This window comes from Gottfriedia acidiceleris (assembly GCF_023115465.1).
Classification (GTDB): domain Bacteria; phylum Bacillota; class Bacilli; order Bacillales; family Bacillaceae_G; genus Gottfriedia; species Gottfriedia acidiceleris_B.
The window spans coordinates 4,499,580-4,512,284 of the sequence record NZ_CP096034.1; the positions used below are offsets into that span (position 1 = coordinate 4,499,580).

The following is a 12,705-nucleotide window of genomic DNA, read 5'->3' on the forward strand; positions in this document are numbered from 1 at the left end:
AGAGCCCGATCCTTCAAATCCAGATATTTAAATCGCCTTCTTATTTAGAAGCAATAAAGTTCTTTTTAAAGCTTGTGATTGCAGCGTCAAGGTCAGCTTCGTTTGGTAATTTACCAGTATCACGAATCGCATCTAATAAACCTTTTGCGTTAGCGTCCATCCAAGCTAACATTTCTTCTTCAAAACGAGTAATGTCTTCAACTGCTACGCTGTCCAAGTGACCACGTGTTAATGCATATAAAGATGTTACTTGTTTTTCTACTTTTAATGGTTTGTGTAAACCTTGTTTAAGGATTTCAACTGTACGAGCACCACGGTTAAGTTTAGCTTGAGTTGCTTTATCTAAGTCTGAACCGAACGCAGCAAATGCTTCTAGCTCACGGAATGACGCTAAGTCAAGACGTAGCGTACCTGCTACTGATTTCATCGCCTTAGTTTGCGCTGAACCACCAACACGTGATACAGAAAGACCTGCATTAATCGCTGGACGTACGCCAGAGAAGAATAAGTCAGACTGTAAGAAGATTTGTCCGTCAGTAATCGAGATTACGTTTGTTGGAATATAAGCTGAGATATCACCAGCTTGTGTTTCAATGAATGGTAATGCAGTTAATGAACCGCCACCTAACTCATCATTTAACTTAGCTGCACGCTCTAATAAGCGAGAGTGTAAGTAGAATACATCCCCTGGATATGCTTCACGACCTGGAGGACGTTTTAATAATAGTGAAAGCTCACGGTAAGCTACCGCTTGTTTTGATAAATCATCGTATACTACTAATACGTGTTTACCATTGTACATAAACTCTTCACCCATTGTTACACCAGCGAAAGGAGCTAAATATAACATTGGAGCTGGAGATGAAGCAGGTGCAGTTACAACGATTGTGTAATCTAATGCGCCATGCTTACGTAAAGTTTCAACAAGTCCACGAACTGTTGATTCTTTTTGACCAATTGCAACATAGATACAGATCATGTTTTGGTCAGCTTGGTTAAGGATTGTATCGATTGCTACAGCTGTTTTACCAGTTTGACGGTCACCGATGATTAACTCACGTTGTCCACGTCCGATTGGTACAAGAGCGTCGATCGCTTTGATACCTGTTTGTAATGGCTCATGTACTGATTTACGTGCCATTACGCCTGGAGCAGCGTTTTCAATTGGACGAGATTTAGTTGTTTCGATTGGGCCTAATCCATCAACTGGTAGACCTAATGAGTTTACTACACGTCCTACTAATGCTTCACCAACTGGAACTTGCATGATGCGTCCAGTACGACGAACTTCGTCGCCTTCTTTAATGCCTGTGTAAGGTCCTAAGATGATAATACCTACGTTGTTTTCTTCTAAGTTTTGTGCTAGTCCCATAACGCCGTTAGAGAACTCAACTAGCTCTCCAGACATACATTGGTCAAGACCATGAGCACGAGCGATACCGTCACCAACTTGGATAACTGTACCAACATCACTAACTTCTATTTCAGTTTGGTAATTTTCGATTTGCTTTTTAATCAGCGCACTGATTTCTTCAGCTTTGATGCTCATGCATTTCACCCCTATCTACAAACTATTTTGCGATTAATTCACGTTCAATTCGAACAAGTTTATTTTTTAAACTGCCGTCAAAAATACGGTTTCCTACACGAACTTTATAACCACCGATTAAAGATGGATCAATTTCGTTTTTCAAACGTATTGAGTTTTTACCTAATTTAGAAGCGAATAACGCTCCAATTTTATCTAGTTCTTCCGAAGACATTGCCGTTACAGAGTAAACTGTTGCATCTGCAATATTACGAGTTTCATTCGCAATTTTTACATATTCAGTTACTAAGTTAGAAATAGTGCTCATTCGCCCACGATCAACTAATAAGCATACTAGATTTAATACCGTTTCAGAGATTGAAGCAAACGTGTCATTTAAGACAGACTTTTTGCTTTCTTTTGTGATACCAGGGTGTTGTAAAAACTTATTTAATTCTAAGTTTCCTACATACTCCTTTTTCACTACTTGTAAGTCATGTTCAACAGTTTCTACTAAATTTTGTTCAGTTGCTAATTCAAAAAGAGCGTTTGCGTAGCGTTTTGCAACTAATTCGTTACTCATTTAGCTTCGCCTACTTCTTTAAGATATTGATCAAAAATAGCAGATTGGTCTTCAGACTTCACTTCTTTTTCAAGTACTTTAGAAGCAATTAATACAGATAATGAAGCAACTTGTTGTTGAACTGATTGTACTGCAAGCTCTTTCTCACGAGTAATTTCACGTTTAGCGCTTTCTTTCAAGTTTTCAGCTTCTGCTTTTGCTGCGGCAACGATTTCTTCACGTTGTACATCAGCTTGCTTTCTAGCTTTCTCAAGAAGCTCACGAGCTTCAGTTCGAGCAGCAACTAACTCTTGCTTTTGCTCTTCAACTAGTTTCATTGCATCAGCGTTGTTTTTCTCAGCTGAATCTAATTGATTAGCGATGTGATCTTCACGTTGTTTCATAATTCCCATTACTGGTCCTAAAGCATACTTTTTCAGAAGAGCAAGTAAAATCAGGAATATTACTAATTGATACACGACATTGCCCCAAGGTACACCAGAAACATGCCCTGCTTCAGCTAATACGAATAGTGATCCGTTTAACACAAGCTTTCACTCCCTTCAAGGGTTTCATTTAATTATTTTTTTATAACATAGCCCTAATCTCTTACCGACCTGGACTTAACTTTCAAAAGGAATCCTTCAAACACTTAGTGTCATAAAGGAATGGCGAAGTAAATGTGAACACAAACCTCGCCATTTTTTAATAATTTGTATAATCTTAAGCTTTACCAAATGCCATGAATGCGATAACTACTGCGATGATTGGAAGTGCCTCAACTAATGCAACCCCGATGAACATTAAAGTTTGAAGAGTTGAACGTAATTCTGGTTGACGAGCAACACCTTCTACTGTACGTGATACAATTAAACCGTTACCAATACCTGCACCTAGTGCACCTAAACCTATTGCGATTGCCGCTGCGATTAAAGCCATTTTAAATTTCCTCCTTCTTATAAATAAGAAATATATTTTTTATAATAATTTTTAACTAACTACTTAATGAGCAGATTAATGCTCGTCCGCCACTTTATGTGACAAGTAAACCATTGTTAACATTACGAAGATAAACGCTTGGATTGAACCTACGAATACAGAGAAACCTTGCCATACTAGCATTGGTATTGCTGCTGCGATTGTCCAAAGGATACCTTCTCCTGCACTTGTTGCATAAGCATGTGTTCCCATAGTTGCAAGTAATCCTAGTAAGATCTCACCCGCAAAAATGTTTCCATAAAGACGAAGACCTAGCGTTAATGTGTTTGCTAATTCCTCAATAATCTTTAGTGGAAATAAGAATCCCATTGGCTGGAAAAATCCTTTTCCATAAGCCTTAAAGCCTCTCATTTTAATACCATAATAATGTGATAAACCAACAATAAAGATTGCTAATGATAACGTAATAACTGGGTCAGATGTAGGTGATTTCCAAACAGACTTTCCATCGACTGAAATATCGAAAGGAAGACCTAACATATTTGATACAAATATGTACATCAGCAATGTCACACCTAATGTAAGGAAGCGACCACCAGTTTCCCAATCCATTGTACTTCCAATAATGTTTTTAACGAAATCAACAACCCATTCTAAAAAGTTTTGCTTACCTGTTGGGCGTAATAGCAGACTTCTTGAACATGTAACTGCGATGATAAAAACGATTACTGCAGCAATGGTAGTCATCAGAACATTTGTTAACGTAAAACCTAAACCAAGAAAATGATAATTATAAGTGCCGTGTTCCAATTTATTCACCTCTCTTCCTTGCAAAAGACGTTTGTTGTAATGCAAAATGTATCATAATGACAAGATGTCCTGTCATTAGTCCCGCAGTTAGTGCCGGTATGCTCACAAAATTTTCATACCGAAGCGCGATGACCATAGCTAGAGCCACCGCTGAAAGACAAATTACAGTACCTAAAGATCGAACTTTTTGTTGCTTTAAAACTCGGTCAAAAAAGGTATTTATCTTTCTGTGTAGAATCCATATACAATAAAAGCTAGTTACTGTTCCGAGAATATAGCCTGTGAATATTGTTTTATAGTCGGTAAATGCCCAACCTAAAACAGCTAAAGCAATGATATACAACATATCTCGTGTGAATCGTCTAAAATTATCTTTTTGCATGTAACTAGTCCCCTGGTGTGAATTGCTTAACTAATTTAAGCGTGCCGTAGATTCCAGTAAATAATCCTAACAGTAAAAAGATGATCATAAATACTGGTACTGGCCAATTAAAAAATGAATCAATCCATCTTCCTAAAAAGATGCCTATGAGAATAGAACCGACAAGCTGAGCTAGAATGGAAGACATGAGTGCCATTGCTTTAAGAGGATGTTGATTGTTGTTTTTCATACAAAATCCCTCCATGTCAATTTTCATTCTCGAAAAAATTGCCAAAAGTCTTATCATGGTTAATTCTACAACAAATATTTGCTAAAATCTCTAAACATTGAAAACGTTCACAAATTGTTCACAAAACGTTCAAAAAATTTTAATAACATAGTATTTACATACAATGAAAACCCTTTTAAACATTCATGTTAAGCATACAATATGTTACAAAAATGTGTCAATTACCTAAATTAAAAAACTATTAAAAATTACTTACCAATTTTTAGTCTTCAACATAAATTTTAGCGACGTTGACGTAAGATTCCGTTGCACTTTCATATTGTTTACGTTTATAAAAGATCACAAACTTATAAATTCCACTTTTAGGAAAGTCTTTTAAAACTAATTCCTTTTTGATAATTCCCCTTTTACTATTCTCCTGTTCATCAATGACACCCAACAAACGGAATGTTTCTGATTCAAAAACAGCGATTTTGTATTCCTCAACCTTACTTGGTAAATAAAGTTCATATTTATAGCGATTTTTACCTTTTACTCTACCAAAGTGAAATCCCATTACTGACGGAAAGTTCGGTTCTCCTTGTAGTAATAAAAACGGCATTCTTAGATTTTCATCATCATTTGTACTAAACGTAATTGCTCCATCATAAAATCCATCTCTTAATACTTTCGTATCAACTGTTGCTGTAAGATTAATCTTTTTGCTAGTGTGCGCTGGAATTGTAAAAGGCTTAGGTAATACCCATTGTATTCCAGTCGCTGGCTGATTATTTATAGCTGTAACTTGTTTTGGCATATTTGATTTATTAGATATTTTTACGACAAAATCTTTCTTAACTTGTAAATCTGTTTTTCTCGTTACTCCTAAAGATAAAGACGTCGGGAATAATGTTGTCTCAGTCTCTAGTGCTTTTTCAATATCTAATCTTCCAGCACCTTGTTCGTACGCATGATACATCTTTTTATTATTCTTATATAATGGTATTGCTGTATTGACTAGCACACTTTTTAAATCTTCCATACTCCAATCTGGGTGCAATTGTTTTACTAGAGCAGCTGCTCCAGCAACGTGTGGACTTGCCATACTCGTTCCTTGAAGTGCTAAATATCCACCAGGAATTGTACTTTTTATTTGTACACCTGGAGCTAATAAATCCGGCTTCATTTGCCAAGTACCTGTTACTGGTCCTCTAGAACTGAAATCGGCTAGAATATCAACCTTCTTTTCATGTCCAGTTTTAGCTTCCACTTTATTTTTTTCAATGATTTTCTTGATCATTAAGCCTTCTTTTCTTGAAATAGTCGCAGCTGGAACAGTAAATTTACCTTTAATTTGTCCGATGAAATTTCCATCAATATTATTAAAGACAATAACAGCTTTAGCACCAGCATCTTGAGCATTTTTTACTTTATCAGTGAATGTGATTTTTCCCCTTTCAATCAAGACAATTTTGTTTTTTACTCTTTTTAAATCACGCTTTTCCCCATATTTCTTAAACACAAATCGCCCATTTAAACTTTTACTCCATTTAGCAGATCCGATCATTGGACTAATAATGGTCTCTTTATTTTTCACATGTATAGATGGGAAGAGGACAGGCGGATAGCTCGCACCAACTGTTAAAGCTTTTGATGCAGTTGCGGGAGAACCGACAGTCCAAAGACCTGGTCCAGAGTTTCCTGCAGCCGTAATTGCTAGTACACCCTTCTCTACTGCCTTATCTAACGCAATACTTGTCGGCCAGTCTGGTCCATTGACATCATTACCTAGTGATAAATTAATAATATCTACTTTATCCTTTACTGCTCGCTCAATTGCAGCCATAACAGTTTCAGATGTACCAACACCACCAGGTCCAAGAGCACGGTATGCATAGATTGTTGCCTTAGGCGCAACGCCTTTTCTTTTTCCATTAGCCGCTATTACACCAGCTACATGAGTACCATGAAACGTACTCTTTTCTTCAAGTTTAGTTTCCATAGGGTCTTTATCTAAATCAATCGTATCGTAACCGCCACCATAATTTGATTTCAAATCAGGATGTCTGTAATCTACACCAGTATCGATTACTCCTACCTTAACGCCTTCACCCGTAATCTTTCTTCCTCTTTGATCCTTATATAATTGAGCTTCATCTGCTCCAATAAAAGGGATGCTATCTTCTAAATGAGCTCTATAAGTTGTAACAAAATGCATATCCTTTACTAACGGCATTTTAGCTAACTGTGATAACTCTTCAAGAGAACCCGATACTGAAAAACCATAGTACGTCTCAGTGTATTGTTGCCTTACGGTTACATTTGGGAAACGTTCACCAATATATTTTATGGCCTGTGTAATCATTCCATCTTTAATCGAAATTAAAGCTACCTGTTTTTGTTGTACATGTGCATTTACATAAACATCTTTAAATGGAAATAGTAAAAAAACTAGACAAATAATTATTTTAAGAAAGTAATTTTTCATTCAATGCAGGTTCTCCTTTATATAAGATATTTTCTTTTTAGCTTTCTCACTAATCGTTCATTCATGTATAAAAAGGTAATTTTCTCTAGAACCTACAAAGTTTTCAAAATAAAAAAAGACTAACTCTAGGTAAAGCATTGAGCTTCCCTAAGAAGTTAGTCTTTTTGTATAATCATTAATTTTTTAATTCAGGTTGATTAAACAACTGGAATTTTTTATTTGTAACATACGCTTTAACTTCATGGATAACAAAATACAATATTGATGCTCCTAAAACTACGATCCATGCATTTGAAATGACTGTCTCCTGCCAAATCCCTAAAAGCATAAAAAATGCAGGAAGAGTAATGGTAGTCCAAGATTGAATCATTGCAACGATACCTGTGTATCGTTCTATTTTCTTACCTAATACTAGACCAGCAAAGAATAGATACCATAAATATGCCCACATAACCCATAATAGTCCGTTAACAACATCGTGAATAATCGCAAAGTTCACGAAAGCCCAAAGTACAGACATGATGGATACCCAAAGTGAAAACCATCCTAAGCCAGTTCCATTAAAACCTTTAAGATTTGTAAATCCATTATATAAATAAGTAATACCAAAAAAGAAAATACTTGCCGTATTAAATAATTCCCACTTACCAGCACCTAAATGCATTAATAAGTAAATAGGAAAAACGATTTGTAATGTACCAACAAATAAGTTTAATAATGCTGCACTTTTAGCATTGGCTTTATTTAATAAAACAAGACTATTTAAAAACAGAGTTGCACCAGATAAAAGTAAACCTACAGCTCCCATAGTGACTTGTTAAAAAGAAAATTGTTAAAAATTCACTTTTTAACTCAACCCTCCTACTTTAAGATTAGAAAAAAAATACAAGCGCCTGATCTAAATCAAACGCTTGGATTAAATTATTTTAAAACGATCCCTACGATAATTGCCGTTAATACACTTACTAATGTTGCACCAAATAATAATTTTAAACCAAAACGAGCGACAACATTTCCTTGTTTTTCATGTAAACCTTTAACCGCACCTGCAATAATACCAATTGATGAGAAGTTAGCAAATGACACTAGGAATACTGATACAATTCCTAACGTACGAGTTGAGAAATGTTTACCTTCTTTTGCTAAATCCATCATTGCAACGAACTCATTTGAAACAAGTTTTGTTGCCATAATACTACCTGCGTCAACTGCTTCTTTAAATGGTACACCCATAATGAATGCAAATGGAGCAAATACATAACCTAAAATCCCTTGGAATGAGATTCCAAAAATCATATCAAAAATATTATTAATTCCACCGATTAATGCAACAAATCCTATTAACATCGCTGCAACGATGATTGCTACTTTAAAACCATCTAAAATATACTCACCTAGCATCTCGAAGAATGTTTGTTTTTCTTCTTCTTGTACTGTTAAGATATCCTCTTCAGCTGAAACAGTGTAAGGATTGATAATTGATGAAATAATAAATCCGCCAAATAAGTTTAAGACAATTGCTGTTACTACATATTTTGGTTCAACCATTGTCATATATGCACCTACGATTGACATAGATACTGTTGACATTGCTGATGCACAAAGTGTATATAAACGATTTTTTGGTAAATGACCTAATTGTTTTTTTACTGAAATGAAAACTTCAGATTGTCCTAAAATTGCAGAAGCTACTGCATTGTAAGACTCTAATTTACCCATACCATTGATTTTGCTTAAAATTAACCCGATGTATTTAATAACAAACGGTAATATCTTTGTATATTGTAAGATACCAATTAAAGCAGAAATGAATACGATTGGTAATAATACACCTGTGAAGAAGGGAAATGCACCTTCATTTGCCATTCCGCCAAATACGAAATTAACCCCTTCAGCAGCATATTCTAATAACTTTCCAAATCCGTTTGAAATTCCTTTAATTAATACTAAACCAACTTCTGTATTTAATAATAAGAATGCTAATATGATTTGAACAACGACCATAATTACTACTGGACGGTATTTAATGTTTTTACGATCACTACTAGCGATGAAAGCAAGACCGAAAACAACTAGTAGTCCAATAAGAGCAATAATATATTTCATGTTTCTCCCCCGAAAATCCAATAAATTTTTTATTTAATATATAAGCGCTTTCAAAACGAACACAACTTTTATTTGTTGGATGTCAGACATCATATAGACGTTAGATGTCAGACAAGGATTAACCTTGTAAATCTTTTGAACTGAATGATCCAGGAAGTAACTCCTTAACAGTTGTTTCAGCGATGTCACCTTTTAAGTTGGTCAAGTATACTTTTGTATTTTCATCACTAAATTCTGCGATAACTTGTCTACACGCACCACATGGTGAAATTGGCCCTTCAGTATCCCCTACTATTGCGATTGATTCGATTTTTGCTGAACCATTACCCGCAGCTATCGCACTAAATATAGCAGTTCTTTCTGCACAATTAGTTAGTCCATAAGAAGCATTTTCAACGTTACAACCTGTGTAGACTGTTTGGTTATTCAATAAAATTGCTGCACCTACTTTAAACTTTGAGTAAGGAGCGTATGCGTTTTCACGAGCCTTTAAAGCTTCGTTGATTAATGATTTTGTATTTGTATTCATATTTATATCACCCTTTAACGAATTGTTAGGTAATTCTTTATTAAAGTGTGTGAGTTTTGTCTTCGCTTTACCATATTACCAACGTAATAGCTAAAGAGCAATAACTCACTCACTTTTTTTTATTTTAAAATTATTTTGAATTTAATAAGCTGTGTTAGCTTCTTCACCTTGAACAATTTTAACACCTGAACTTGTTCCGATACGGTTTGCACCAGCAGCTACTACATTTTCAACATCTTTTAAGTTACGAACACCGCCAGAAGCTTTAACGCCTACGTTTTCTCCAACAGTTTTACGCATTAATGCAACGTCTTCTACAGTTGCTCCACCAGTTGAAAATCCTGTTGATGTTTTTACAAAGTCTGCACCAGCTTTAACTGATAATTTACATGCTCTAACTTTTTCTTCATCAGTTAAAAGACAAGTCTCAATAATTACTTTTACTAAAGCTTTACCTTTAGCAGCTTCAACAACTGCACGTACATCTCTTTCAACTAATTCGTCATTTTTTTCTTTTAATGCAGAAATATTGATAACCATATCAACTTCCTCAGCACCATTTTCAATTGCGTTAGTAGTTTCGAATGCTTTTACTTCAGGAGTGTTTGCTCCTAGAGGGAAACCAATTACCGTACAAACCTTTACAGAAGAATCCTTTAATAATTCACTTGCATAAGATACCCAAGTAGGATTGATACAAACTGATGCAAAGCTAAACTCTTTTGCTTCTTCAGCTAGTTTTGCAATTTCTTCTCTTTTTGCGTCAGCTCGTAATAATGTGTGATCTACTAATTTTGCGTAATTCATATTTAGTCGCTCCCTTAATGGTTTTATTATAAAAAATGTTTATTTATTGAGTTATCTTAAATATGTCTATACTATAACATCGCTATGAAATTTTGTAAAACACAAATTGAACTTATGTTCAAGGTTATTTTTTCCTATTAAATAAAAAAAAGGGCTGTCTCATAAGTCAGCTCAACTGACACAAAAGACACGTCCCTTTTAATTGTAAAAATATCTAATTTTTGGGGTACTCACTATGGGGAAACCCTTTTTTAAGAGCTCTAGAGAACATGAAGTATGAAAGTAGCAAAGTCTTTTAATTACTTAATCTTCCACTTGCTTATTCCTGCTCTAGCAATCTTTTTGCAGTAAATTGATCAGTTATTAATATGTTTGCATATTTACCCATTAAAGCTCCGTGAATAGCGTTTATTTTTCTTTCTCCACCTGCGACTAAAATTGACTTTTCTTTACTTCTAAGCTCATCTAACTCAATTCCAATCGTTCGTCGATTGAGAATTTCAGAATAAATATTTCCTTCTTTATCAAAAAAGCGTGAGCAAATGTCTCCAACAGCATATGTTTGTAAATCCGTCTCTTCCTTCTCGTTTAAGTAGCCAACTCTAAATAACAGGGCATCTTTTTTAACAGTTCCTACAGTAAAAATTGCGATATTTGATTGTTTTCCCAAATCGATTAATCGACCAATATGGCGATCTTCCTCGACCATTTGTTTTACTTGTGGATTATCAAATATAACTGGTAGTGGTAAATATCTTGGAACGGTGTTAAATGCTTCGGCAAACAAATTAACCGTTTCAGATGCATAAGTATTCGTTTTAGAGTAACTTACTCCACCGTTTAGCTGAATTACTTCTACACCCTTTACTTGTTTATTACTTAACTTCGTTGCAATATGATACATCGTTGTTCCCCAAGTTACTCCTACAATATCACCATCATGGACTAAATCTACTAACACATCCGCAGCTTTTTTAGTAATTGTTTGCAATACTTCATTGTAGTCATCAATTGGTGAATAGCAAACCTCAACAGATTGTAAATTATATTTCTTCTTTAACCCTCGGGCTAAATCTTGATTGCCTTCTAGGGGGTCAATAATTTCAATACGGACATATCCCAATTCCTTTGCTTGTTGAAGTAACCTAGATACAGTTGGACGAGAGATTCCTAATTGTGTTGCGATCTCTTGTTGACTAAAGTCAGAATCATAGTATAGTCTTGCTGCATCTATTATTAACCTTTGTTTTTCGAGTGACATTCCCTAATCCCCTTTAACTTACCAATCCTTATTTCACGTTCAAATTTTTAATTATTATACCCCTTTTAATTTAAAGAAAACTCGTCGACTGATGAGCCTTTTAGACGAAGGCAGAGGCGTAGTTGCACTTATACTTAATTGCTATATTTGGCAGAATTTCGAGTAAGCTAACGAGTTGCCAATTTATACTTCCAAAATGTGAAAAAAGCTCTCCTATGCTAGGAAAGCTTTAAAAATGTAATTACTTTGTACCGAATAAACGATCTCCAGCGTCGCCAAGCCCAGGAACAATATAACCATGATCGTTTAATTTTTCATCTAGGGCAGCTATGTAAATGTCCACATCTGGGTGTGCTTTTTGTAAAACTTCAACACCTTCTGGAGCTGCAATTAAGCACATAAATTTAATATTTTTAGCGCCTCGTGTTTTTAATGAGTTGATTGCTTCAACTGCAGATCCACCTGTCGCAAGCATTGGATCAATCACAATGAAGTCACGCTCTTCTACATCTGTAGGAAGTTTAACATAATATTCAACCGGTTTTAAAGTCTCAGGATCGCGGTATAATCCAACATGTCCGACTTTAGCTGCAGGAACTAATTGAAGGAACCCATCAACCATTCCTAAACCTGCACGTAAAATTGGTACAATGCCTAATTTTTTACCAGCAATAACTTTCGCCTTTGCAGTTGCTACTGGTGTTTGAATTTCAACTTCCTGTAATGGTAGATCTCGTGTGATTTCAAATGCCATTAAGCCCGCAACCTCATCAACTAGTGCACGAAATTCTTTTGTTCCAGTGTCTTTTCTACGAATTAAAGAAACTTTATGCTGAATTAACGGATGATCAAAAACGTATACTTTACTCACTTTTTTCGCTCCTTGCAAATACTTATTAATTTATTATTCTTAAAAAGAATACCGAAAGCGGTTAAATAATTCAAGCCACATCATACAATCGCTTGAATTAATTTAGCTCTTTTTTACAATCAAACTTCAATATTTCCTTTTTTTACTAATCTAACTACTATTTTGACCCATTTTGAATAAAAAACTCCTCTTCCTCATTATTAAAAGTCAGAGA

General features: G+C 35.1%; 14 protein-coding genes. All 14 read right to left on the reverse strand.

Features of this window, described 5'->3' with window-relative positions:
• Positions 1-40: 40 nt before the first annotated feature.
• The 14 genes from atpA to upp all read right to left on the reverse strand — a co-directional run bounded on the left by atpA (position 41) and on the right by upp (position 12,491).
• Entirely contained in the window at positions 41-1,549 is a 1,509-nt protein-coding gene (gene atpA, locus MY490_RS21190) for a F0F1 ATP synthase subunit alpha (RefSeq protein ID WP_248267415.1), read from the reverse strand.
• Between the two features lie 22 nt (positions 1,550-1,571).
• The gene (locus MY490_RS21195; RefSeq protein ID WP_248267416.1) at positions 1,572-2,111 is read right to left on the reverse strand and encodes a F0F1 ATP synthase subunit delta; all 540 of its coding nucleotides are present in this window, start codon (positions 2,109-2,111) and stop codon (positions 1,572-1,574) included.
• Positions 2,108-2,638 (reverse strand): F0F1 ATP synthase subunit B, encoded by a 531-nt coding sequence (gene atpF / locus MY490_RS21200; RefSeq protein WP_129689697.1) that lies wholly within the window; start codon positions 2,636-2,638, stop codon positions 2,108-2,110. The genes MY490_RS21195 and atpF overlap by 4 nt, the downstream gene beginning before the upstream one ends.
• A gap of 175 nt (positions 2,639-2,813) precedes the next feature.
• Entirely contained in the window at positions 2,814-3,029 is a 216-nt protein-coding gene (atpE, locus tag MY490_RS21205) for a F0F1 ATP synthase subunit C (RefSeq protein ID WP_025568599.1), read from the reverse strand.
• Positions 3,030-3,104: 75 nt separating this feature from the next.
• Positions 3,105-3,839 carry a F0F1 ATP synthase subunit A gene (atpB, locus tag MY490_RS21210; protein WP_248267417.1) on the reverse strand — a complete coding sequence of 245 codons (735 nt, stop codon included), beginning with the start codon at positions 3,837-3,839 and terminating at the stop codon, positions 3,105-3,107.
• Position 3,840: 1 nt separating this feature from the next.
• A complete protein-coding gene (locus tag MY490_RS21215) occupies positions 3,841-4,221 on the reverse strand; it encodes an ATP synthase subunit I (RefSeq protein WP_025568597.1) in 381 nt (126 codons plus the stop codon).
• 4 nt (positions 4,222-4,225) lie between these two features.
• The gene (locus MY490_RS21220) at positions 4,226-4,450 is read right to left on the reverse strand and encodes an AtpZ/AtpI family protein (protein WP_025568596.1); all 225 of its coding nucleotides are present in this window, start codon (positions 4,448-4,450) and stop codon (positions 4,226-4,228) included.
• Between the two features lie 262 nt (positions 4,451-4,712).
• Positions 4,713-6,917 (reverse strand): S8 family serine peptidase, encoded by a 2,205-nt coding sequence (locus MY490_RS21225; protein ID WP_282439825.1) that lies wholly within the window; start codon positions 6,915-6,917, stop codon positions 4,713-4,715.
• A gap of 175 nt (positions 6,918-7,092) precedes the next feature.
• The gene (locus tag MY490_RS21230; protein ID WP_248267418.1) at positions 7,093-7,725 is read right to left on the reverse strand and encodes an AmiS/UreI family transporter; all 633 of its coding nucleotides are present in this window, start codon (positions 7,723-7,725) and stop codon (positions 7,093-7,095) included.
• A 113-nt stretch (positions 7,726-7,838) separates the two neighbouring features.
• The gene (locus MY490_RS21235) at positions 7,839-9,023 is read right to left on the reverse strand and encodes a NupC/NupG family nucleoside CNT transporter (protein ID WP_248267419.1); all 1,185 of its coding nucleotides are present in this window, start codon (positions 9,021-9,023) and stop codon (positions 7,839-7,841) included.
• Positions 9,024-9,141: 118 nt separating this feature from the next.
• On the reverse strand, positions 9,142-9,552 hold the full coding sequence (locus tag MY490_RS21240; protein WP_248267420.1) for a cytidine deaminase: 411 nt from the start codon (positions 9,550-9,552) through the stop codon (positions 9,142-9,144).
• Between the two features lie 141 nt (positions 9,553-9,693).
• Positions 9,694-10,359, reverse strand: a complete 666-nt coding sequence (gene deoC / locus MY490_RS21245) for a deoxyribose-phosphate aldolase (RefSeq protein WP_248267421.1) — start codon at positions 10,357-10,359, stop codon at positions 9,694-9,696.
• Positions 10,360-10,678: 319 nt separating this feature from the next.
• A complete protein-coding gene (locus MY490_RS21250; RefSeq protein ID WP_248267422.1) occupies positions 10,679-11,620 on the reverse strand; it encodes a DNA-binding transcriptional repressor DeoR in 942 nt (313 codons plus the stop codon).
• 241 nt (positions 11,621-11,861) lie between these two features.
• Positions 11,862-12,491 carry a uracil phosphoribosyltransferase gene (gene upp / locus MY490_RS21255; RefSeq protein WP_098233756.1) on the reverse strand — a complete coding sequence of 210 codons (630 nt, stop codon included), beginning with the start codon at positions 12,489-12,491 and terminating at the stop codon, positions 11,862-11,864.
• Between the last annotated feature and the right edge of the window lie 214 nt (positions 12,492-12,705).

What these genes read in the sequence shown, in the direction of transcription:
- MY490_RS21215 (WP_025568597.1), bottom strand. Translation starts at nt 4,221, where the DNA reads ATGCAAAAAGATAATTTTAGACGATTCACACGAGATATGTTGTATATC.
- MY490_RS21220 (WP_025568596.1), bottom strand. Translation starts at nt 4,450, where the DNA reads ATGAAAAACAACAATCAACATCCTCTTAAAGCAATGGCACTCATGTCT.
- MY490_RS21235 (WP_248267419.1), bottom strand. Translation starts at nt 9,023, where the DNA reads ATGAAATATATTATTGCTCTTATTGGACTACTAGTTGTTTTCGGTCTT.
- atpA (WP_248267415.1), bottom strand. Translation starts at nt 1,549, where the DNA reads ATGAGCATCAAAGCTGAAGAAATCAGTGCGCTGATTAAAAAGCAAATC.
- MY490_RS21230 (WP_248267418.1), bottom strand. Translation starts at nt 7,725, where the DNA reads ATGGGAGCTGTAGGTTTACTTTTATCTGGTGCAACTCTGTTTTTAAAT.
- deoC (WP_248267421.1), bottom strand. Translation starts at nt 10,359, where the DNA reads ATGAATTACGCAAAATTAGTAGATCACACATTATTACGAGCTGACGCA.
- atpE (WP_025568599.1), bottom strand. Translation starts at nt 3,029, where the DNA reads ATGGCTTTAATCGCAGCGGCAATCGCAATAGGTTTAGGTGCACTAGGT.
- MY490_RS21195 (WP_248267416.1), bottom strand. Translation starts at nt 2,111, where the DNA reads ATGAGTAACGAATTAGTTGCAAAACGCTACGCAAACGCTCTTTTTGAA.
- MY490_RS21250 (WP_248267422.1), bottom strand. Translation starts at nt 11,620, where the DNA reads ATGTCACTCGAAAAACAAAGGTTAATAATAGATGCAGCAAGACTATAC.
- MY490_RS21240 (WP_248267420.1), bottom strand. Translation starts at nt 9,552, where the DNA reads ATGAATACAAATACAAAATCATTAATCAACGAAGCTTTAAAGGCTCGT.
- MY490_RS21225 (WP_282439825.1), bottom strand. Translation starts at nt 6,917, where the DNA reads ATGAAAAATTACTTTCTTAAAATAATTATTTGTCTAGTTTTTTTACTA.